Here is an 18,453-nt window from a genome sequence, read left to right as displayed (position 1 = left end):
CCCTGATTTCATAGCCCTGCGCACACCCCCGGCCCTACGGGATCGGCGTCCCGACGATCCACTCGTGACCGAACGGATCCCGCACCCGCCCTTGACGCGCGCCGTACGGCTGATCCGCCACCTCGAACACGATCTCGCCGCCCGCCTCCGCCATCCGCTGGGCGAGGCGGTCCGGATCGGCCGACACCACAGAGAGAAGTAGCCCGCGCCCGCCGAGCCGCAGCGGGTCGTGATCGAACTCGTCGGCGTCCTTCACCTCGAATACGGCTCCGCACGGAAGTCCGAGCGCGGCGAAGACCACCCGGCCGTCCGCCTCGTGCCGCTGCCGGAGGTCAGCGCCGAATACGTCGCTGTAGTAGCGAATCGCCGTGTCGGCGCCCTCGACGATCAGTTTCGGGGTGATCTGCTCGATGCTCATGAATGGAGTATGTGCGGAGCCGCCACTCACCGACTTGGAGATTTGTCTCCTACCGGCGCGGGCGTCGGCGAGACAGTAGAACCCCTTCCCTGGTGAGCGCCGGGGTTTCGGCGGTGAACGGCGCCTCACGTGACATCGCGCGAGGCGCAGCTCCCGTGCCCACCTCTGGTGTTCTCGGCTACTTCTGGAGAAGTGCGCTCAGAACGGCTGGCCCTGCAGTAGCGCGAACGCGCCCGCGATGAAGAACAGGGGAATGAAGAGGGCGGTGGCGACAGGGTCGCCATTGAGGTAGCCCTGACGAATATTTTCCATAGCCGCTGCGGAACCCGAATTCATATCAACTGACCCTTTCGCTGTGTCGTGCTCGACACAGCCGACAGTACCGACACACCCCAGACCGCCCTTACCACCAGCGACCGCATCTCGAACCGTCTTCATCGCGACGTTGTCGCGGGCATCACGGCGTGCGACCTCCCATGCTCTGGACTGACATCATGGGTGTTGTGAACGAGCGGAAAGAACCGGTCCTGTACGCCATTGTCACCGGCTCGCCGCCCGCCCGCGACGTCACCCGGGTCGTCGATCTGGCGCAGGCCGGCGGTTGGGACGTATGCGTCATCGCCTCACCGGCCGGCCGAGGTTTCATCGATATCGACATGCTAGAAGAGCGGACCGGACACCCGATCCGCAGTCACTACAAGAAGCCCGGCACACCCGATGTCCTACCACCGGCCGACGCCATGATCGCCGCACCCCTCACCTGTAATTCCATGGCGAAATGGGCTGCCGGGATCTCGGATACGCTGCCGCTCGGGTTGCTGGTCGAAGCGGTGGGCAAGGGGTTGCCGGTGGTGGCGGTACCGTTCTCCAACCGAGCGCAGATGAGCTTTCCGGCAGTGCAGGCGGCGAGAAGAAGCCTGTCCGATTGGGGGGTTACGGTGCTGGCCGGCGACGAGCAGCACGAACCGAGGACGGGCGAGAACTACCGGGATCTGTTTCCCTGGGAAGCCGCCTGGCGTGCAGTTCTCGACCATCCACGTCGCAGGGCCGGCCGCGGCTGAACACCGAAGTCGGATTCGTTCGCCGCTGCTCGCCCCGGGAGTCGGAACCGGGGCAGGCAGCGAACTCCGCACCCATTCGGCCACCGTCGGAAGGTGGAATGCTTCGGCAGCGGGGCACCAGGGTGGCAGCCGGCTACGCCGCGACCGCGTCAGCCGACGGGTTGTGTCCCGAGTGCTTCCACAGCGGCCCGGGCGGCGGCGGCTACCAGAGCATTGTCCGGTTCGGCATCCTGCTCGGATTTGGTGGTGAGCACCGCGATGACCAGCGGGGCCCGTCCCGGCGGCCAGGCCACGGCGACGTCGAGGGCTGAACCGTAGGCCGGGGACCCGGTCTTGTTGCCGGCTTTCCAGTCGGCGGGCAGCCCCGCTCGGATGCGGTTACCGCCGGTCGCGCTGGCGACGAGCCACGCGGACAGTTGCGCGCGTTCGGGTTCGGCGAGGCTGTCGCCGACGACCAGTGCGCGATAGTCGGCGGCCAGCGCGGCGGGAGTGGTGGTGTCGCGTTCGTCGCCGGGGATCGCGGTATTCAGCTCGGTTTCCCAGCGGTCCAGTCGTGAGGTGTTGTCACCGAGGGTGCGGAGGAACGCGGTGAAGCCCGCGGGTCCGCCGAGCAGTTTCAGGAGCTGATTGCCGGCCGTGTTGTCGGACACCGTGATGGCCGCCTCGCACAGGGCGGCCACCGTCATGCCGGTATCGACATGCTGCTCGGTGACCGGCGAGTACTCGACGAGATCGGCGTGCGGATACCGGATCACTTGGTCGAAGAAGCCCGAGGACAGCGGGTGCTTGTGCAGTAGGGCACCGCAGGCGAGCCCTTTGAACGTGGACGCCATCGGGAACCGCTCACCGTCGCGGTAGGCAACGCTGCGGCCGTCGGCGGTGTCGAGCGCGAACACCCCCAGCCGCGCGCCGTGTGCCGCTTCCAGGTCGGCGAACTGCTGTGTCGTCGCGACCTGGCTGGTAGTGCTCACCGGCGCGGTCGCGACCGTGGCGCCGGGGCCTGCATCGCATCCGGTAACCGCCGAGAGCGCGGATACCGCCAGTGCGGCGGCGGCGAGTCGGCGGCGATCGAACCTGACGAGCTGAACGAGTGCGGAGAGTTTCACCCCCGCAGCACACCACCACACCCCGGAGCGAGACCAATACGCAACTGCCCCGCCGACGGGTCGGACTCGATATCGCCGCAGTTCACCCGAGCCGAACGGGTCGTGACAGGCACTGCCGACCACGCTCGCCTGTCAGCCGTGCGGTAGCGGAGCGCCGCAGCGGGCCGGCTACGTTCACATCGGGACCGACGCAAAACCGAATTCCCGCAGCATTCGCCCTTCTCTCGCATCCGCCCACGCGGTGGCCACGAAATCGAGGGTGTCCCCGGGCAGGTCGTCGGGGTCGGCCCAGACGAGTTCGCTGCACTTGTATGGTTCGCGGATCTCCGGCGTGCCCTGCCACGACTCCGCGGCGAAGAAGATATCGACCCGAGGTTCTCCGGCCCAGCGGAACATGGTGCCGCTCGGGCGTAGATCGGCGGGAGCAACCGCGATTCCGAGTTCCTCGGCAACCTCACGAACCACCGACACGGTAAGAGCCTGCCCGCGGTCGACGTGGGCGGCCGGCAACCCGAGCTGCCCGTCGGCGTAACCGCGACCGGCGCGTCGTAACAACAGGATTCGGCCGCGCTCGACGAGAAAGACGTGGGCCGCCACCGGGTAGCGGTCGTGCCTGGTATCGAACACATATCCCGACATGGGCTTCCTCGTTCCGAAGTTTCCGCAGCGGGCGGCTGGGATCGCGTGACAGGTCGGCGTACACGGTAACGCCCCCGCGACCCGGTTCGTATGCGGTGATGAAGGTGTTTCGACCGGCCATCGACCATGGACCGATCCTCGCGACCCCTGTCATTTGCATCCGGAAGCGACGCGCGAAAAACTGACAGCTCGATCGTAGGCGAAGAGATATAGAGGAAAATCGCTGACCGACAGTACTTTCCGCGATCCGCACGAGCACGGCGCCGCCCCCCTGGGCGGGCGTGCCGTGCCCTTCGAAGACCATGTCATCCGCCCCTCCGCACGTACGATTCCACCGCGGGCGCGGTGACACATTCTGCGACAGAGAGGAATTCGATGACCCTATCGACGCAGGACCGATTGAAGCAGCACGGTCTGGAAGTGGACTCCCTCCCCGAGATAGCGGAGATCTTCCCCATCCGATTTCGCGATCCCAGCGAGTTGGCCAGGCGTACACTCGCCCTCCACGCACTGCTCGGCATCATCTTCCATCCGGATCCGAGGGAAATCTCGGAATGGATGAGAGCGGAAGATTTCCTGCAGGAATTGACCGAGCGAGAGAAATGGGCTTTCGCGCTGACCGACCTGCCCGAAGAAGAGATGTCGTGGCAGCAGTCGGCTATGCAGTCGAACTCCCTGACCTGGCGAGCCGAGTCCCTGTATGTCCTGCTCTGGGCCTCGGGCAGGATCCCGAGGCTGGTGGATCCCGGCGAAAGAATGGACGGTTCGCTGGTCGCCGACCAGCTACCGGCGCTGGGCCAACCCTTGCAACCGTTCATCCGGGAAGCCGGCCTGCGCCCCAGCCAGGAAATACTCACGGAACTGCACTACTACTTCTTCCTGAATCACTTCATGGAGGATGTATACGAGCAAACCGGAGAAATAATCGGCGATCTGGATCCCATGCTGACGGCGGAACGATTTCATGCGTTGCATTGGATCACCTGCGCCGGCCAGTCGGAATGGGATGCGGACGAAGAGTAGTCCCGCACCGTGGCCCGATCGACGGCGGGCCTGTTGCTTCCCGGGGCACATTGTCGATGGTGATGTCGATACACCCGTGGTGCGGCAGATCCACGGTGATCACGATCTGCACCGGCGCGTCACCGTGCCCGGCGCCGAGACGAAACGGCAGCGTGTAGGTGCCGAGAGCAGCCGCCCGGCGAAGACGCACCGACCGCCTCGGCCTGCCGATCCCGCTCGAACACGATGCCAATCCAAATGGGCCCCTATCTCATGAACCGTGCCGGCCGCGCTGCTGTGTCTCGGAAAGCAGCCCATCTTCGGACACCCGCAGCCGGAGTCGGCGGGTTGGGCTGTCTTTCCGCCGACGTAGCGATCTCCGGCCACGACAGTTCAACCGACCGTCTGCCTGATGACGTCGCGGTCACCAGTGCGCAGTGATTTCACACGGCGCGGAGTTCGTGTGCGGCTCTATGTGTCTCGGCGGCGATTCGAATGTAGGAACCAAGCGTGTGGTACTCGGTGATGTCCCGCAGCAGTGTCCAGTCGGACCATTCGAGCAGGTCGTAGCCGTATGCCCGGGCGAACGCGGCGCGGTCGGCGCTTGGACACTTCGCACTTCGCGCCGATCTGCAGTTCGCTTGGTGCGACTCGTTCGAGTCAGTTAGGTGTTTCCCGATCGGATTCGCGTGCATGGCCGTGCGATACGCCGACCTGAGTCAGTTCGACTCGAACTGCCCTTGCCGCACTGCTGAGGTGAAGTCGTCCCAAGCGGTCGGGCCGAACACGAGCGCCGGTCCAATGGGATTCTTCGAGTCCCGGACACCAACCTCGGACCGTGCGAGGTGCGCAACCTCGACACACTCTTGGCTCCCCGAGCTGTGGCTGCTCTTGAACCAACGCGCCCCCGATAAATCGCCACTCAACGAGCCCACTCCTCTGCAATCTCTCGGATGCGCTGCCGACTATCGGCCCCATCCAACGCGACACGCCGAAGATCAGCATACGCGTCCCGGTAGTGCTCGAACTCGTCGTGCTTGTCCAGGTACAGGGCCCCCGTGAAGCCTTGGATGTACACCACTGGCGGGTCAGTGAGGTTCGCCGTTGGATGATTCGGGAATTCGAGGATGACGAAGTGCCCGGTCACGACACCCTTGTGCCTGCGTACATCGAGCGGGACCACACGCACCGCGACGTTGGAGAGCTCACCGATGGCAATCAGGTGGCTCAACTGCTCGGCCATGATCTCTGAAGAGCCGATCCGGCGACGCAGAACGGATTCGTCCACCATGACGTTCAGTTCCAGCGGATTGGTTTCACTGTGCAGCCGCTCGAGCCGTCGCTGATGCAATTCGAGCCGGAGCTCTACCTCGTTGGTCGACATCCCCGGGAACTCGGCCCAGATCACCTCGCGTCGATAGTCGACGGTCTGGAGCAGGCCCGGCAGCAGCATTGTGTGGTACGACCTGAACCGCTTCGCCGCGTGCTCCAGGCCGACGTAGAGGTCGAAGTGCTTGGGTATCGCATCGCCGAAGGCATGCCACCACCCTTTCGACTGAGTCTCGGCGGTGAGGCCGAGCAGCACTTCAGTCTCTTCGTCACCCACCCGGTAAAGCTGGGCAAGGTGGCTGATGAACAGCGGGTTGATCCGGGTCGGCTGCCCGGTCTCCATTCGCCAAAACGTCTGTTTGGATACGCCGATCGCTCGGCGGGCGGCCTCCACTGAGATACCGGCTGCCTCACGCTTTTCGCGGAGAAGACGCGCGAGGATGCGGCGCGGAAGCGTGGAGTTGGTCGAGGTCGAACTCACGGTCATCGGGGTGCTCCGGAGTGGGTTGCAGTGACGATTCGGGTTCGTACTGGAACCGATTGTGCCGTCGCTGGGAAACTTTCGCCTCCTGTTCGCGAAAACTCGTTCGGGAACATTCCCTACGGCCATAGCCGGTGGTCAACTTGGTCTGTGCCCGGCAGGGAGATACTCCGAGTTCCACCGCAACTCCCGTCCAGCGTCTGTCAGCGCTCGTGGTTCGAGTGAGGACAATGCCCGTCGGTTCCGGGCGCCTCACACGAACTTCAGGAGGGGTTACACAGTGGCGGATCAAGACGGGTCGAGGCGGGCGGTTGCCGTCCTGCACAGCGACCACGACCGGGCAGCATACGAGGCGCTCACCCGGAGGCACAAACTGAAAATCGTCTACACGGTGCACACGGATGCCCCCGCCGTATTGGCCGCACTCATCGCCGTCCAGCACGCACTCGAACACCTCGCCGGCGCGGTGATAATCCCCCACCTCCGCACACTCGAACCCGATACCCCGTGGCAGGCGATCACCGCGGCCGCCGACCTGATCACCGGAACAGAGGTGTATCCGCTGTGGTCCGCACTCACCTCCCCGCCGAGGCGCGAACAGTGACCACGCTGGGATTCGCCGTCGCAATCGGTCTGCCGCTGATCGTGCTGGTACTGGCGATCACGCTGCCGGAAGACCGGAATTAGCCATCACCGTCGCGCGCCGGGGAGCAGATCACCAGCGCTCCCACCGCGCTACCGACTCCGGACAGCACAGCAGGCGCACCCCGAACACCGCCCACAACCCGAAAGCCCCGCAATGGATCACGTCTTTCTCGGCGACACCCCGCTCACCCGCTGCCACTACTACCGCCAGGTCTGCGACCTCCCCGCCCACATCGACCCACCCGAACTCGGCCGCATCGTCATGACCGCCGGACACACCTGGGCCCTCATGATGCCCTCGGCCCTCGGCTTCGCCGTCAAGAAAGACCTGCAACGCTGCCACGACCGCGACGCCGGCACCGGCGCGGGACCCATCATCTCCCATATCAGGTCCGGCCGGTGGAGCTTCCTCATTCGCCCCGACCTACCCGACGACACCGCCCTGTTCGCCGAAATGTTCCGGCTCGACGTCTCCGTCGTCCGCACCGGCGCCACCATCGCGCTCCCCTCCCCCACCGACCGCGGCGAACTATTCCGCCGCTGGATCCAACCCCCACGCTCCCCCTTCCGCCCCTCCGGCCGCCTCGTGATCGACTCCGTCCGAGCCTGCGCCGCCCGCGGCGGCTGGCTACGCACCCCCACCGGACACACCTGATGCCCCAAACGTGCCCGCGACGAACCGGACGTCCATCCAGCGCCCATTTCGATGACCTGCGCCGGCGCGGATTCGAATACCCTCCGGCTCTTCACGACACGGCATTAGGGTCGGATTCATGAGGAGCAGTTCCCGTGGTTGCACTGTGCAGGTCCAACTACCGCACGGCGATCCCCACGGCATCAAGATTCTCAGTCGCGCCGGATGGGACGGGCATGTTCTCGCCATTCCACGCGCCGACGTGGAGGCCGCACAAAAACTAGAAGAGTTCGGCAAGGGCGGAACCGTCGTCCTGATCGGTTCGACTGCGGACCACCGGGTTCGCGTCCGTGTCGGCCATGCCGATTCCGCTGTCGACCATCTTCCGATGTTCCGTGCCGATCAGCGGTGGACTCAACTGTTCGTACTCGGCCGGGAGGGCGACTTTCCGAAGGTTCTCGCGCGCCGAATTGCCTTGTCGCTGGCCGAGGCCGCTCGGCGCACCGGACTGGCGGAGGTCGTCGACGCCTATTCCACTGCGCCCAAGGAGGTCCCCGCGACCGTTCGGGCCGAAGCGGAAACGTTCACGCGCGAGGCGCTGATCTTCCTGGCGCTGTGCGGGGTGACGGTCTTCGGCACACCGGCTGCTGCTGTACCCGCATCGGCTCCGGCCGCGCCGGCCTCCCCGGTGGCACCGGCCGGGGAAGCCGGCATAGGAACACGGAACGGATCGGCATCGCCAACGAAGCACACGTCGATCGAGCGCGTCCCGCCGGCCGGATCGTTCCGGAGTGCCGGGAAGGCGCACTACGACGAGGACATGCTGTTGCTGCTCGATCTCGGCATGTTGCGCCCGGGGCAGCAGTTGATATTCGACCAGCCTCGTAAAGGGCTCCGACACATAGCGTTCGTAGAGCCGGACGGCGGATTGCGATTCCAGAACACCCGGTATGTCTCACCGTCCGGCGCCGCCGTGGCCGCGGCGGGCCGCTCTAGCAACGGCTGGATCTGCTGGCGCACCACGGACGGCCGATTGCTCGACGACCTGCGGAAGTCGGCCCGGAAGCGCAAGGGCAAGGTGTAGCCGGCCAACCCGGACCTTCTGGCCGACTGGTTACCGCGCGGGGTCGAGCGCCGGCGCTTCCCCAGTTCGGCGGGGCAGCAGGATGCACCTTGAATGACTTGAATGAATGGACCCGGTCAAAGATTGAATCGTTTTCATGTGGTCACAGCTCGGTAAGTGCGAACAAGCTCTGCCACATCCTGGCTGTGCTCCTCGAGGAACTCCTCCAGAGGGTAGACAGCTGTCCAATCATCGTGTTCTTCCTCCGTTACGCTCGGCGATGGTGGCACCCCGGTGCAGTGCGCCTGGACCCACCCGACCCGCTGGGATATCCTGAAGAAGGAATTTATATATCCGATTGGAGAGCCATGACCAAAACACTGATCGATATTCCGGACGAACTGATGGAGCAAGCCCGGAAGATCACCGGCGGGGCGACGAAGACAGAGACCGTACGCACGGCTCTGCGACTGCTCGTCCGCCAGCAACAGCAGCATGACGCCATCGCGTGGTTCGCCGATAATGAACCGTTTCTATCCGAGCACGAGATCGCCCAGGAAAGCACTCAGCAGCCGCCACGGTGACCCCCGCAGTTCGTGCCCTCTATCTGGCCGACCACAGCGCTGTCTCCCGCATTCAGCGTCACGCATCGGTCCGCGAGGCGTTCGACCAACTCAACGACTCCGCGGCGGTGATCTGCTCCTGCGCCGTCACCACCGATGAAGCGGCATTCAGCGCCCGCAACCCCGACGAACTCCAGCAGGTCCTGCACATCTACACCGAGGTGTTCCGCTACCTGCCGATGGATCCGGCCGTCGACCCGATAGTCCGCTCCGTCCGGCAGCGGCTGTGGGCCGCGGGGCAGGGGCGCTCCGCCCAGGCCACCGATATCCTCATCGCGGCAACAGCGGTCCACTACGGCGCCACGGTCCTGCACTACGACAAGCACTTCGAACTGATCTCCGCCGCATACCCCGGTCTGCGTCAGCGCTGGATCGTGCCACGCGACTCGATCCGCTGAGCTTCGCACCGGCGGGACCGGTCGTACGATCTGTGCCGACTTCGCTGTCAGGATCGCTGCGATTCAGGAACAACGCGCTCATCGATATGCCCGAGGATTCGAGCGATGTGACCGAGCGCCGTAATCGTCGTGTGGGTTTGTGCCGTGGCCGATCACCTATGACCGGTCACCGTTCGGGGGTGCCGGGCGGCAGATCGGGGTGCAGTTCCCGGCCGTTCCAGGTGAACCGCGCCGTGGTCACCGCATCGTCGTCGTCGCCACCGACGATCTGGTGGATCGCGATACCGCTCAGCTCCTCGTATATGCACCATTTGCCCCGGGTGGGAGATCCTTACCCACCTGTCACACCAGCTGCACGGCCATATTCGACGAGGTGCGGACCTGCCGGAGACGGGTGTTCATCGCGTCGACGAGTTCGTATTCAGCCATTGCCCGGGGTATCCGCACTTCCACCCGGCCGACCTCGCTACCGAGATGGGCACCGATCGTCCGGAGCACCTGCCGATCCGCCGCGTACCGCGCGTACTGATCCTGATCGTCCACGCTCCGAGCGTAGGCAGTCCGGCAGATCACCCGCATCGTCATGCCCGCCGGACACACCTGGCCCTCATAGTGCCGTCGGCCCTCGGGCTCGCCGTCGAGAAAGACCGACAAGGACAACCGAACGATCCCACCACGACTATCACCTCGGCCAATCCCACTATTCACAAGGGGCCCTTGCCATACGAACTCTGATAGCTTCGTCCTCATGGCTGATCCTGGGGGGATTCCGAACCCAACCGATGCCGTCACCGTCGTACCCGACGAAGTACGAGCGGTGGGGCAGTTCGTCGCCGATATCGCCCGCAACCTACGCGCCGGCCTGGATTCGGCGAGCACAGAAGTCGACGCCCTGCTCGCCGACGGCTGGCGGGGTGACGCCTCGGACGAGTTCAGCGGCGGCTGGACCGAGCTTCGTGACGGTGGGATCAAAATCATGCAGGCATTGGATGGGATGGCTGCCGAGCTGGGCGTTCAGGCCGGTAGTTATGAGGCCACCGACGACGGAACCGCCCAGTAGTTCCCGAGTTTGAACCTATGAACTCGGCATTCACCGTCGATGTCGAACGCCTCGACGCCATCGTGACGCGCCTGTCGAATCTGGCCGCATACCTGACCGAACAACTCGACCTCATCGACGACAAAGTCGCCGGTCTGGACGGGGCCTGGGAAACGGTAGCCGCCAACGCCTACGGCGACGCCCACCTGCTGTGGTCGGCCGGGGCCCGTGAATCGCCACTGGCTTGGCCGATATCAGCGACGCGGCCCGCACTGCCCACACCCGTTACACCACCGCGGCCGAAGTCAACCGGAAAATGCTGCAGGACGGTGAGCCATGGCATGGGTCATCGACTCCGGCATGTATTTCGCCGCCGCCCAGAAATGCCACCTGCTGGCCGGAGATATTTCACTTGCGTTGGGACCGCTGCACAGCACCCTGGTCCATGAATGCGGTGGTATGTCCGGTGACCACGAGAAATCCGCGGCCTGGACCACCGGCTACGACCAGCACGCCGCCGATATCGTCACCCTCGCGGCGACCCTGGCCAACGCCCTGCAACGCTTCGGCGATGTGCTGGCCGCCAACGGCTACAACTGGTGGCACGCCAACCGCGCGAAGGCCAGCGGACCCGAACCCGACCGGCCCAGCGCCTCCGAACCGCTCTACGACTCCGGGATGGCGCTCCCTACCACCGCAAAAGGCGATAACGGACCTGGACTGGACGAGGGCGCGGTCGCCGGGCTACTCGCACGGGTCGGCCGCATCCCCAACGGCGATGTCACCAAACTCGGCAAAGCCGAAGACGCCTGGCAGGCCTTCGCCGAACACCCCACCACCACCGGCGCGGCCGACCGGATCAAAGGCGTCAACACCGCCTTCACCGGCAGCACCGACCCCAACATCGTCGATATCGAAGCCAAGCTCACCACCCTGACCCGAGCCGCGGAAATGCTGGCCCAAGCATCCAGAGCCCTGGTCACACCGGTAGGTGAGCACCGCGACGCGCTCGCGGACATGCGCGATGACATCCAGGCCGCAGTCACCACCGCCACTGAAGAACTCACCGTCGCCATCGTCATCACCGCCGGAATCGTCGCAATTGCCGCCTTCGCCTCCGCCGGCCTCGCCGCCCCCGCAGCAGCCGGCGGCGGCGTCGTAGTTACCGCGGAAATCGTCACCACCACCGCCGGAGTGATCAAAGACGCCGTCACCATCAGCCGGCTCCTGATCATCTTCGGTTCCGTCGTCGCAGTCGGCACCGCTTCCGGCGCCTTCACCGCCATCCCCGACCTCACCACCAACGGCATCAACGCCGCGCTGGCCTCCATCGCCGCAATGAGCGTCCACATAGCCACCGACGGGGACGACAGCACTGAGAGCGACTCGTCCCAGGAGACCACCGCCGCCTTCCCTCCACAGGAGGCAGTCGATAAAGTCCCGGACGAATGGGGCCCCGGGCGGCCCAACAGAAAGAAGGAAGGGGAGCGGTGGCTCGATCCCGACAACCCTCAGGGCAACGGTGTGCGAATAGATAAGGGCGACCCCTCGAGTCCGAACCCCTCTCAGCGCGTAGACCATGTCGTCGTGCGCACGGAAGGTAAGGTTCTCGGCCCTGATGGGCAACCTATTCCACCAGGTGAGTCCATTCAGCAGCACCCGGAAGCTCATATCCCGCTCAGTGAGTGGCTCAAGTGGAGGAGCTGGAATCAGCCGTGAGTGTGCGTTATCCAGAAATGCGTACCCAGGTATTCAGCGCTGTGAGCGCATTGGCAGATCGTAAGTACCAGCAGCGCGTTTGGATCGATCAGATCTATCTTCATGAGAACTACTATGATGACCTCGACCTGAACATACACATCCTCTACGACGACACATTGGTTCTCCCTGACCCGACAGCCACGCTGGGACAAATTCTGTCAAATCGGACAGAGGTGGACACGTTCCGTCGATTGGCCGAACGCCTTGATCCGATCATCGACGAGCTAGGCGATTCGCCCGATTCCGGATACCTTTCCCACCCGGGATGGCCGTCCGTGATCGATGCCGCCAAATCCGCTCGCGAGGTCATGAGATCGACAGGAGACCTGTGACGATTGCGCGGACGGCCCCGCAGCCCCACTACAGTCCGCAACGGTATCTTGGTCACCGCGGGAATCCTTACCAGCACCGCCGGGATCATCCCGAAAGGCAGTGCTAGATGAGTAGAATTCGAATTGTGAGGATGGGGGGCGCAATTCACTTCGGTACGTCGAGGATCCAAATCCATTCTTTTTATGGGAGCGCAGGCCCAAAACGATTCCCTGGGATCGCTGAGCTGGCGAGCCGGTCAGCTACGCCGGGTGCTCGACCAGAGCGCGGTCGACCTCAGTGTCGATCCTCATCATTTCCAATCGGTGTGCGGCCGAACCTGATGGGCTAGGAGGTGATACTTTCTGCCGTGGCGTTACCGTCCTCGGCCACGACAGAAGTGGTACTGCGTGAACGCGGTCTTACTCGTCGAGCGCGCTCGCCAATACCGCGGCGGCCTCGCGGATCTCACCGCAGGGGTCCGGAGCATCGGCCGCCCCGGGAGCTGCCGTCAACGTGACACCGAACGTCCCATCAGGAGCTTCGGCAACGGCATCGCACGCCGGCAAGGTCGTCCCCGCCACCCGATAGACAACGGCAGGACGGCCGTTGATCGGCGCGGAATCGAAAACCTCATGGTCCTTGTCGGCGCCGACGTCGGTAACCGATTCCGTACTCGTGGTGATGTTGAGCGACATGATGGGCATTTTCTCGCCGTTGACCGTCGAGTAGCGACGGAAACTACAACCGATCTTCGTCAACAATGAGCTGCCGGTGATTTCGGCTGCCTGCCGTTGACGGCTTCCGGGGTCGAACCCCACCCGGTCGATCAGTGCATCCTCGACTTCGAAGCACGGATCGAATGCGACCTCACCGGGCACTGCATTTCCAGGAGCCGGCGGTACAGGTACGCCGATGCCCTCGGCAGCGGGAGCGGGTGCGGCGGACGATTCCGCAGTGGACGTGCTCGCCTCCGATGGCGTGATGGGTGCAGACTCCGCCGATTCGGAGGACCCGCACCCGGCTACCAAGCCGACTACCGCTGCCAGGCCGACGGCCGCAGCGGGAACAGCAGACGAAAGGTATCGGCGCGGAGCACGGTGGCCCTGGCTGTTCGTCCTGAATGAGCACCGATGTAGCACCACGAACTATCGTCCCCACTGTCCGGCCGGTTGAATCGACGACGGTGGCCGGCGACTCCCACCTGCGAGTCAACCGGAGTGTAGTACGGGAGCCCGGCGACCGATATACACCGCCCGCAGCCGCAGGTGTTATCGTCCGAGAGCGTACTGAACGCAGATCCAAGGGGGGTCGTGGTCTCGAACTACATATGTCGGCGTCGGCTGAGCGAGCCGGCTGCGAGGTTCGGTGTAGACAGTCTCGTCCCCGGCAACCCCTTCGAAGCATCATGAAAAGCCGTGACCGACGTGCCCGCATCGATGCCTTCCTGCGTGACTTCCTCCGCCGCGGTCCGGCAAGAAGTGGGCGTATCCAGGCACTCCGCCTCGTGGCGGCGATCGCTGTCGCAGCGGGAATCATGGTATTCGTCTCCCAGGTCGGAAACCCCTTCGTACAAGACGAGGGAGCGGCCGCAGGCGATTCGACTGTCTGGAACCCCCCGCGACCGATCGGCCCGACCGATCCGCCCCCGCCACCGAATCATCCGCGCCTCGAACCGCCATCGATGACTTCGGTCCCAGAGGGTGAGCCGCAGCCGGTACCGACCAAGTACGGGCTTACTTATACGGTGCCGTCCGGAAATGGGTGGCGACCGAGCAATCAGACAGTCGTGGGCTATTCCGGTCCGTCCGGGCACGGGACGCTCGCCACCTACGGGGCCGTCAGCGACTACGGCGCGCACTACTGCCCGGAGACGGACACCTCTTCCCTCGCGTTCATCGGGGTCCGGGGACGAAACGGCGTAGACGTGGCCACCGCCGCACGTCAGGAGATCGAGAAAACACCCGCTCTCTTCGCGATCCCCGGGACCCGCCCGCCCCGCGTGGAAATAAGTCCGCCCACGGAGTTCGGCCTCGACGGCCGCCCCGCGGTCCGTTACACAGCGTCGGTTTCCGAACTGCCGCAAGTCGCCTCGTGTGATCCTGCCGAGTCGGAGTTCACGGTCGTGGCCACACCTGCACCCGCGACCGCGGAAGTCGCGGTCTTCGTGTTGCGCCGACATATCGGTCTGGAGGGGGCACTCAGTGTGAGCGCAGTCGACGACATCATTCGAACGATTCGAGAGAACACGTAAGGGTGCCGCATGGCTCTACGTGGACCAGGACAACCGGACCTATGAAGCACTGAACCGGCAAAAGGTCAATCTGCTCGCCCCGGGCCAGGAGGTTCCGGTGCTCTCCGATCAGGAGGCGGTGGGGGCGACCAACGCTTTCGAGGGCGCGGTTGCGTACCCGAAACCGGAGAATGTGCAGCTCGACCCACCCACGGCGAACAAAGAAGAGTTGATCGGTCTCATCGGGGACGTCGCACCACCTCTCGGGGCGGTCAACGACACGGTGAAACGCCTGACCAAGGCTGCCGGCAAGGAGTTCGATCCGCTGGGCGAAGCCTTGAAGCCGATCCCGGGCAACTGGACCGAGATCCGCCGGATCGGCGAGGCGTACAAGATCGCCGGCCAGGCGCTCGAAGCATGTGGAAAGAACCTGGAATCGGGCGCCAAGCGCGTCGACGCATATTGGGACGGACAGGCGGCACTCGCGTTCAGCGACTGGTCCGCCCGTCAGATCGCCGCGATGAAGTGGGAAGGCCCTACGGGGCGAATCATCTCCGAGGGCTTGGGCACGGTCTCGGATGAAATCCGCGACGCGATTCGCAGTGTGCTCACTTGGCTGTGGGAAATGCTCGAAAGCCAGGTCAAGATCGACGGCGTAACGGACGCATTCAAGTTCGCCTTCAAGAAGATTCCGGTCGTGGGCTGGACCGCCCAGATCACCGAACTGGCGTTCAAGATCAAGGATATTATCGAGCGCGCGGTGAATTTGGTCGATCAGATCAGGAAGCTGGTCGAGGCGGTCCAGAAGTTCTTGGAGGTGCTTCGCGATCCCGCGCAATTCGCCCGCGACCAGGCCAACCAGAAATTCGAGCAATTGGTGGAGCCGTTCGCCAAGGGGGTCAAGGCAGTGGACATCATGAACGACGCGAGACTCGCGGCCGATCTGTCGCAGACCAACAACCGCCCGAACCGATCCTATGACGTGGGCACGGGCCAACAACCTTGGGCGAACGGATGAAACCGCATAACTTCTCCGACCGCGATCCGGATGTCGATCCGGCTGTCGAAGCCGCGTACCGCAAGCTGCTGAGCGCCGTCGACGACCTCCGCACCGCGCGTATCCGCATGGACGAGTTCGATATGCAGGCCTTCCTCGACGAGCCGACCGAGGTCACCGAGGAATTCATGCAGGCGCTGGCCATACGACCCGGCGCCTCGCCGGAACTCACCGCCTACTGGATGCGGGTGCAGCGTGGTGAGTGCCAGTGGTCCGAAATCGAGATCTGGGCTCGACCGCTTCCGCCGGAGGTGGCCGAGATCAAGTCGTCGGACCGGTTCATCTGGAATTGGCGCGCGGCGCCTCGCCCGCCGGAGGTTCCGCTGATGCGTCCACGGCCCGAGCCCGGCACTGTCGGCCCCTCTGATTGGCCCGACGATTTCGACGACTATCCAGATGGGCGATCTTGGCTCGTCTGACGCGTGCCCCTGCAACAGGAACGTCCTTCCGAGCGAGTCGGAGTTGACCTGACCCGGCTCAATTCAGTGCGCCACGGAGTGGGTGATATTCGACAGGGCGCCGCGCGGGTCGTAGAGGATCCGTGATCGAGGCGGAGTCGTACCGAACAGGACCACCCCGTCCGTATACGACATACTCGAACCTTCGTGGTCGTGACCGAAAGTAGGGATGTGAAGCTAGCAGAGGCCCTGTCGTTGCGTGCGGACGCGGTGCGCCGTATCGAACAACTGCGCGCCCGGATCGTGGGCAATGCCCGGTTCCAGGAGGGCGAGGAGCCCGCCGAGGATGCCGCGGCGCTGCTCGGCGAAGCCGGCGAGGTGCTCGAGGAGTACGAAGCGCTGATCCGACGGATCAATCGCACCAACGCCACCACGAATCTCGGCGCGGACGGTACTTTGACCGACGCGCTCGCCCGCCGGGACGCGCTGCGGTTGCGGCATTCGGTGATCACCGACGCCGCCGACGCCGCCGCGGGGAAGAACCGGGGCGGCTACGCCCGGCAGCTCCGGTCGGAGTTGAAGATCCTGTCCGCGCTGCCGGTCGCCGAACTCCGCGCGCGGGCCGATGGGCTCGCCGCGCAGCTGCGTGAACTGGATGTGCGGATCCAGCGCGCCAACTGGGAGGTCGACCTACTGGATTGATCACAGCAGTGGAGCAGGTAGCCGGTACGGAGGCGCGCACCGACCCGCTGGACCGACGGGTAATCGGTCACCTCCTGGCGCACGAAGGGCAGTGCGAGGGGTTCGACTCCCCGTTCTCACATCGCAGCCCAGCAACGCGCACAGGTGAGCGCGCACAGCGCACAACACACAACCGGGTGCGGATCCGTCACGGTGAGGGCGGGTACGGGGTACTCCACTGCCATTTCGGCGCTGCCCGCAGCGTAGCGCGGTGTACCTGGGCGTCTGCACGGTCGGCGAACCTGGTTGGCGAGATCTACCGCGGCCGGTGGAAATCGCCCTGACCACCGTGTCGGCCTTACCGATCCACCTGTGCTCGGGCCGGCTGTCGTCTCACTTGTCGAGCACGCTCGCCAATACACTGGCGACCTTGCGGATCTCACCGCAGGGGTCCGGAGCGTCCGCCGCCCCGGGAGCTACCGTCAACGTGACACCGAACGTCCCGTCGGGCACTTCGACAGCGGCTTCGCACGCCGGCGGTGTCGTCCCTGCCACCCGGTAGACGACGGCAGGCCGGCCGTTGATCGGCGCCGAGTCGAGAACCTCGTGGTCCTTGTCGCCGCCGATTTCGGTAAGCGATTCCGTACTCGTGGTGATGTTGAGCGACATGGTGGGCATTTTTTCGCCGTTGACCGTCGAGTACCGACGGAAACTACAGCCGATTTTCGTCAACAACGAGCTGCCAGTGATTTCGGCTGCCTGCCGTGGACGGCTCCCGGGACCGAAACCCACACTCCCTGGCTGTTCGCCTGGAATGAGCCCCGTCGCAGTACCACGAGCCTATCGTCCCCACTGTCCGGCCGGCTGAATCGGCGACGGTGGTGGCCGATGACTCCCCAACGAGTCCACCGGAATGTAGTACGGGAGCAGGACGCCCGCCGCAACGTCCACAGGGTGGCTGGACCGGCGGGGTTCGCGGGTCCGGGTGCCCGGCGGTGACAATGGTCCCGTGAACAAAATGTTGGTACTGGTGAACGGTCTGCCGGGATCGGGCAAGTCGACTCTCGGTGCGACCCTCGCCCCGATATTGCGAGCGGAGTTCCTGTCGAAGGACGCCGTCAAGGAGGCCCTTGCCGGCTGCCTCATCGAGAGCGACACCGCACCCGATCTCGGTGGTATCGCGATGGATACCATCTGGGCCCTGGCCCGTGCGGCGCCGCGCGATGTGGTCGTCGACTCCTGGTGGTTCCGCCCGCGCGATTTCCGGTTCGCGCAGACCGGGGTCGAGTTGGTGGCGCCCGGTCGGTTCGCCGAAATCTGGTGCGATGCAACAATCGAGGTCGCCCGGGCTCGCTATGCGGCCCGGCGGCGCACCGCGCTGTATCGGGACGAACAGCGCCTCGCCGCGGATTGGGATATCTGGGCGGCGCGGGCAACGCCGCTGGGGTTCGGGCCGGTGCTGCCGGTCGACACCACGAGACCGGTCGACCACGCGGAGCTCGCGGCCGAAATCGCCCGGGTGGCAGCGAAGCCCGCCTTCGATATCTGCCCACCGCACGGCGGGTAGGGGCGCCGG

At 64.8% G+C, this 18,453-nt stretch carries 24 protein-coding genes; 15 read left to right on the top strand and 9 right to left on the bottom strand.

The genetic code is table 11. The annotated features are described in order from the left end of the window. Positions 1-34: 34 nt before the first annotated feature. A complete protein-coding gene (locus tag AB0H42_RS03125; RefSeq protein WP_357049000.1) occupies positions 35-418 on the bottom strand; it encodes a VOC family protein in 384 nt (127 codons plus the stop codon). Between the two features lie 198 nt (positions 419-616). After that, entirely contained in the window at positions 617-856 is a 240-nt protein-coding gene (locus AB0H42_RS03120; protein ID WP_357048997.1) for a hypothetical protein, read from the bottom strand. A gap of 56 nt (positions 857-912) precedes the next feature. On the opposite strand from AB0H42_RS03120, the gene AB0H42_RS03115 reads away from it, so the two are divergent. Next, entirely contained in the window at positions 913-1,479 is a 567-nt protein-coding gene (locus tag AB0H42_RS03115; protein WP_357048994.1) for a flavoprotein, read from the top strand. A gap of 149 nt (positions 1,480-1,628) precedes the next feature. Here the strand turns inward: AB0H42_RS03115 and bla are convergent, their stop codons facing one another. Beyond that, on the bottom strand, positions 1,629-2,585 hold the full coding sequence (gene bla / locus AB0H42_RS03110) for a class A beta-lactamase (protein WP_357048991.1): 957 nt from the start codon (positions 2,583-2,585) through the stop codon (positions 1,629-1,631). A gap of 174 nt (positions 2,586-2,759) precedes the next feature. After that, positions 2,760-3,224, bottom strand: a complete 465-nt coding sequence (locus AB0H42_RS03105) for an NUDIX domain-containing protein (protein ID WP_357048989.1) — start codon at positions 3,222-3,224, stop codon at positions 2,760-2,762. A 375-nt stretch (positions 3,225-3,599) separates the two neighbouring features. Here AB0H42_RS03105 and AB0H42_RS03100 point away from each other — a divergent pair, with 375 nt between their 5' ends. Beyond that, complete coding sequence (locus AB0H42_RS03100) at positions 3,600-4,247, top strand: DUF4272 domain-containing protein (RefSeq protein ID WP_357048986.1); 648 nt, start codon at positions 3,600-3,602, stop codon at positions 4,245-4,247. Between the two features lie 698 nt (positions 4,248-4,945). Here AB0H42_RS03100 and AB0H42_RS03095 read toward each other — a convergent pair. Continuing rightward, positions 4,946-5,161 carry a DUF397 domain-containing protein gene (locus AB0H42_RS03095; RefSeq protein WP_357048983.1) on the bottom strand — a complete coding sequence of 72 codons (216 nt, stop codon included), beginning with the start codon at positions 5,159-5,161 and terminating at the stop codon, positions 4,946-4,948. Continuing rightward, complete coding sequence (locus tag AB0H42_RS03090) at positions 5,149-6,042, bottom strand: helix-turn-helix transcriptional regulator (RefSeq protein WP_357048980.1); 894 nt, start codon at positions 6,040-6,042, stop codon at positions 5,149-5,151. Before AB0H42_RS03090 ends, AB0H42_RS03095 begins: the two co-directional genes overlap by 13 nt. 274 nt (positions 6,043-6,316) lie before the next feature. Between AB0H42_RS03090 and AB0H42_RS03085 the strand changes: the two genes are divergently transcribed. The 5 genes from AB0H42_RS03085 to AB0H42_RS03065 all read left to right on the top strand — a co-directional run bounded on the left by AB0H42_RS03085 (position 6,317) and on the right by AB0H42_RS03065 (position 9,399). Next, complete coding sequence (locus AB0H42_RS03085) at positions 6,317-6,640, top strand: hypothetical protein (protein WP_357048977.1); 324 nt, start codon at positions 6,317-6,319, stop codon at positions 6,638-6,640. A 195-nt stretch (positions 6,641-6,835) separates the two neighbouring features. Beyond that, complete coding sequence (locus AB0H42_RS03080) at positions 6,836-7,336, top strand: DNA-directed RNA polymerase subunit beta (RefSeq protein ID WP_357048974.1); 501 nt, start codon at positions 6,836-6,838, stop codon at positions 7,334-7,336. A 118-nt stretch (positions 7,337-7,454) separates the two neighbouring features. Then, entirely contained in the window at positions 7,455-8,399 is a 945-nt protein-coding gene (locus tag AB0H42_RS03075; protein ID WP_357048971.1) for a DUF4357 domain-containing protein, read from the top strand. A 347-nt stretch (positions 8,400-8,746) separates the two neighbouring features. Further along, a complete protein-coding gene (locus AB0H42_RS03070; RefSeq protein WP_357048968.1) occupies positions 8,747-8,962 on the top strand; it encodes a type II toxin-antitoxin system VapB family antitoxin in 216 nt (71 codons plus the stop codon). Continuing rightward, positions 8,959-9,399 carry a PIN domain-containing protein gene (locus AB0H42_RS03065; protein WP_357048965.1) on the top strand — a complete coding sequence of 147 codons (441 nt, stop codon included), beginning with the start codon at positions 8,959-8,961 and terminating at the stop codon, positions 9,397-9,399. Before AB0H42_RS03070 ends, AB0H42_RS03065 begins: the two co-directional genes overlap by 4 nt. A 342-nt stretch (positions 9,400-9,741) precedes the next feature. Here AB0H42_RS03065 and AB0H42_RS03060 read toward each other — a convergent pair whose 3' ends face one another. Further along, positions 9,742-9,942 (bottom strand): hypothetical protein, encoded by a 201-nt coding sequence (locus AB0H42_RS03060; RefSeq protein ID WP_357048962.1) that lies wholly within the window; start codon positions 9,940-9,942, stop codon positions 9,742-9,744. 205 nt (positions 9,943-10,147) lie between these two features. On the opposite strand from AB0H42_RS03060, the gene AB0H42_RS03055 reads away from it, so the two are divergent. The 3 genes from AB0H42_RS03055 to AB0H42_RS03045 all read left to right on the top strand — a co-directional run bounded on the left by AB0H42_RS03055 (position 10,148) and on the right by AB0H42_RS03045 (position 12,531). Continuing rightward, positions 10,148-10,459 carry a WXG100 family type VII secretion target gene (locus tag AB0H42_RS03055; protein WP_357048960.1) on the top strand — a complete coding sequence of 104 codons (312 nt, stop codon included), beginning with the start codon at positions 10,148-10,150 and terminating at the stop codon, positions 10,457-10,459. A 315-nt stretch (positions 10,460-10,774) separates the two neighbouring features. Next, on the top strand, positions 10,775-12,157 hold the full coding sequence (locus AB0H42_RS03050; RefSeq protein WP_357048957.1) for a hypothetical protein: 1,383 nt from the start codon (positions 10,775-10,777) through the stop codon (positions 12,155-12,157). Then, entirely contained in the window at positions 12,133-12,531 is a 399-nt protein-coding gene (locus AB0H42_RS03045; protein WP_357048954.1) for a hypothetical protein, read from the top strand. Before AB0H42_RS03050 ends, AB0H42_RS03045 begins: the two co-directional genes overlap by 25 nt. Before the next feature lie 399 nt (positions 12,532-12,930). On the opposite strand, the gene AB0H42_RS03040 is transcribed toward AB0H42_RS03045, so the two are convergent. Beyond that, positions 12,931-13,650 (bottom strand): DUF3558 family protein, encoded by a 720-nt coding sequence (locus AB0H42_RS03040; protein WP_357049541.1) that lies wholly within the window; start codon positions 13,648-13,650, stop codon positions 12,931-12,933. Between the two features lie 647 nt (positions 13,651-14,297). Between AB0H42_RS03040 and AB0H42_RS03035 the strand changes: the two genes are divergently transcribed. The 4 genes from AB0H42_RS03035 to AB0H42_RS03020 all read left to right on the top strand — a co-directional run bounded on the left by AB0H42_RS03035 (position 14,298) and on the right by AB0H42_RS03020 (position 16,898). Next, positions 14,298-14,762 carry a hypothetical protein gene (locus tag AB0H42_RS03035; protein WP_357048951.1) on the top strand — a complete coding sequence of 155 codons (465 nt, stop codon included), beginning with the start codon at positions 14,298-14,300 and terminating at the stop codon, positions 14,760-14,762. 19 nt (positions 14,763-14,781) lie between these two features. Beyond that, a complete protein-coding gene (locus AB0H42_RS03030; RefSeq protein ID WP_357048948.1) occupies positions 14,782-15,759 on the top strand; it encodes a hypothetical protein in 978 nt (325 codons plus the stop codon). Beyond that, the gene (locus tag AB0H42_RS03025; RefSeq protein ID WP_357048945.1) at positions 15,756-16,217 is read left to right on the top strand and encodes a hypothetical protein; all 462 of its coding nucleotides are present in this window, start codon (positions 15,756-15,758) and stop codon (positions 16,215-16,217) included. Before AB0H42_RS03030 ends, AB0H42_RS03025 begins: the two co-directional genes overlap by 4 nt. Positions 16,218-16,427: 210 nt before the next feature. Then, positions 16,428-16,898 (top strand): DIP1984 family protein, encoded by a 471-nt coding sequence (locus tag AB0H42_RS03020; protein ID WP_357048942.1) that lies wholly within the window; start codon positions 16,428-16,430, stop codon positions 16,896-16,898. 372 nt (positions 16,899-17,270) lie between these two features. Here AB0H42_RS03020 and AB0H42_RS03015 read toward each other — a convergent pair whose 3' ends face one another. Next, positions 17,271-17,669, bottom strand: a complete 399-nt coding sequence (locus AB0H42_RS03015) for a DUF3558 family protein (RefSeq protein WP_357048939.1) — start codon at positions 17,667-17,669, stop codon at positions 17,271-17,273. Between the two features lie 226 nt (positions 17,670-17,895). Here AB0H42_RS03015 and AB0H42_RS03010 point away from each other — a divergent pair, with 226 nt between their 5' ends. Further along, on the top strand, positions 17,896-18,444 hold the full coding sequence (locus AB0H42_RS03010) for an AAA family ATPase (protein ID WP_357049538.1): 549 nt from the start codon (positions 17,896-17,898) through the stop codon (positions 18,442-18,444). Positions 18,445-18,453 lie beyond the last annotated feature (9 nt).

It is taken from the genome of Nocardia sp. NPDC050799 (assembly GCF_040654015.1).
Taxonomy (GTDB): Bacteria; Actinomycetota; Actinomycetes; order Mycobacteriales; family Mycobacteriaceae; genus Nocardia.
Note: the sequence above shows the minus strand (reverse complement) of the source record. Positions and strands in the feature narration are given on the sequence as shown.